The following is a 2,911-nucleotide window of genomic DNA, read 5'->3' on the forward strand; positions in this document are numbered from 1 at the left end:
CCGGCCGCGACCCCTGCGAGCTGTGGATGAGCGGCGGCGACGGCGCCGTGCGGGATCTGGTGGCCAGCCGGGTGCCGCTGGTCGAGTTCGCGATCCGCGGGGTGCTCGACCGCTACGACCTCAACACCACCGAGGGCCGGCTCGCCGCCTTGGACGCCGCCGCGCCGCTGGTCAACCGGCTCAAGGACGCCGCGTTGCGGCACCGGTACGCGGTGAACCTGGACCGCTGGCTGGGTTTCCTCGACGAGCGGTTCGTGGTGGGCCGGGTGGCCGAGCACCGGTCGAGGCAGGGGAGCGAGCGGGCTGGTGCCCGTTCCGCGCCGATGCGTCGGCGCGGGGCGGGGGCCGATGACGCGGCGGTCATCGTGGAGCGTGAGGCGCTCAAGCTGGCCGTTCAGTATCCCGGGCTGGCGGGCCCGATGTTCGACACGCTGGCTCCGGAGATGTTCACTGTTCCCGCGCACCGTGCCGTCCGTGACCTCATCGCCGAGGCCGGTGGGGTGTGCGCGGGGCTGGCGCGGTCCGGTGAGGTCACCACCTGGGTGACCGAGCTGACCGCGGCGGCTTCGGAGGAGGAGCTGCGACGCTTCGTCACTGCCCTTGCAGTGGAGAGGGTGCTGTGCGACCACGATGTGGATGATCGTTATGTCGACGAACAGATGTCGCGGGTACAGGAGTTGCATGTGACCCGTCGGATCACGGACCTGAAGTCGCGTGTGCAGCGGCTCAACGGGGTGACCGACGCCGAGGCCCTTCGTCGTGCATTCGGCGAGCTGATCGCTTTGGAGCAGCACAAGCATCAACTCCGGGAGCGGGGCGTAGGTGCCGCGTAACCTGGGTCGATCCCGAGAAGGAAGTGACGAGATTCCGCCCATGAGTCCTACCGTCCTACCCCGCGAAGCCCAGGTGGACGAGGTCAAGGACCTCATCACCCGGGGCAAGGAGATCGGGTTCCTCACCACCGAGGATGTCACGGTCGCCATCCAGGCCGCGGAGCTGCCCCCGGAGCAGGCCGAGACGGTGCTGCAGGTGCTGAACGACGAGGGCATCGAGGTACTCGAGGCGGGAGGTGAGAGCCCCGACGAGGAGGATCTGCTGGCCCGCCGTCGCCGCGAGGAGGAGGAGCTCGCCCTCAAGGCGCCGACCTCCGACCCGGTGCGCATGTACCTCAAGGAGATCGGCAAGGTCCCCCTGCTCACCGCCGAGGAGGAGGTTGATCTCGCCAAGCGGATCGAGGCGGGGCTGTTCGCATCCGAGAAGCTGGCGGTGGCCACCAAGAAAACTTCCCCGCAGATGCGGCGGGACCTCGAGGCCATCGAACGCGACGGGCAGATCGCCAAGCGCAAGCTGGTCGAGGCGAACCTGCGTCTCGTCGTCTCGATCGCCAAGCGGTACGTCGGGCGCGGCATGCTGTTCCTGGACCTCATCCAGGAGGGCAACCTCGGCCTGATCCGGGCGGTCGAGAAGTTCGACTACACCAAGGGCTACAAGTTCTCGACCTACGCCACCTGGTGGATCCGGCAGGCGATCACGCGGGCCATCGCCGACCAGGCACGCACCATCCGCATCCCGGTGCACATGGTCGAGACCATCAACAAGCTGATCCGCATCCAGCGGCAGCTCCTGCAGGACCTCGGCCGGGAGCCGAGTCCGGAGGAGATCGCCAAGGAGATGGATCTCACCCCGGACAAGGTGCGTGAGATCCTCAAGGTCTCACAGGAGCCGGTGTCGCTGGAGACCCCCATCGGTGAGGAGGAGGACTCCCACCTCGGCGACTTCATCGAGGACTGCGACGCCGTCGTCCCGGTCGACGCGGCCAGCTTCATCCTGCTTCAGGAGCAGCTCGACTCGGTCCTGCACACCCTGTCCGACCGGGAGAAGAAGGTCATCCAGCTGCGCTTCGGGCTCACTGACGGGCACCCGCGTACGTTGGAGGAGGTCGGGCGCGAGTTCGGGGTCACCCGGGAGCGCATCCGCCAGATCGAGTCGAAGACGCTGTCCAAGCTTCGGCATCCCTCCCGGTCGCAGAAGCTGCGCGACTACCTGGAGTAGGAGCGACCGGCAACCATTTCCGGCTGTTGGCTGCCGATAGCGTTATGGTTGTCTCTGGTCGATATTTGATATTCGTAATCCGGATCCGGGAGTCACGCCGATCCGGTGGGAGCATCGGCCCGTGGCGCCCCCCGCCGGGTTCCGGTGCCCGTGGGCTGGACCGGGATGTCCCGGCCCTCGCTGGTCGGTAGCCGTCCGGTCAGGGCGGTGAAAACCGTGCGGAGGTAGTCGTCGGGCCGAGTGGCGGCCTCGGCCCACTCCGCGGCGTGCCGGCCGACGCGGGCCAGTCGCGCTCGGTCGGCGAGCATGCCGTGCAGGACGTCCGCCAGCGCCTGCGCCGACTCGTCCATCGGCGTCTGCCCGGTCACGCCGTCCTGGTAGGCGTCGTGGCTACCGCCTGAGGCGGGTCCGACCACCGCGCACCCGGCGAGCTGCGCCTCGAGCAGCACGATGCCGTAGCCCTCGCCGCTGATCCGTGGCCCGCGCGAGCGGGTGCGGGTGCACAGCGCGAACAGGTCGGCGGTGGCGTAGAGGCGTGCCAACGCGTCGTCGGTCGGGGACTCGTGCAGCTCGGTGTCGGGGTGCGCGGACACCAGCTCATGCAGGGCCCCGGGTGCCGGGCCCTGCCCGGCGAACACCAGCCGGACCGGGCCGAGGGTGGCCCGGACGGACTCCACGGCCTCCAGCAGGACCCCCGCACCCTTGCCCACCCAGTCACTGAGCCGGAACACGCTCAGCATGGTCGGTACGGGGGACAACGGCCGGCGGCGGTTCGCCTCGGCCAGCAGGGTCGCCCGCCACGTCGGTGAGATGCCCGGCCGGAGGATGGGCGCCAGACCCAGCGTCGACAGCGCGCCGG

General features: G+C 69.3%; 2 protein-coding genes and 1 pseudogene. 2 read left to right on the plus strand and 1 reads right to left on the minus strand.

The features are described 5' to 3' along the window. Positions 1-833: pseudogene (locus AC08ON_RS00900) on the plus strand (DNA primase); the annotation flags it as partial. A 40-nt stretch (positions 834-873) separates the two neighbouring features. After that, positions 874-2,052, plus strand: coding sequence for an RNA polymerase sigma factor (locus AC08ON_RS00905; protein WP_476606117.1), 1,179 nt, complete (start codon positions 874-876; stop codon positions 2,050-2,052). Between the two features lie 92 nt (positions 2,053-2,144). Here the strand turns inward: AC08ON_RS00905 and AC08ON_RS00910 are convergent. Next, positions 2,145-2,911 (minus strand): glycosyltransferase family 4 protein (locus AC08ON_RS00910; RefSeq protein ID WP_476616292.1); only part of this gene is annotated, 767 nt, incomplete at its 5' end.

It is taken from the genome of Frankia sp. CoWAU3 (assembly GCF_977971855.1).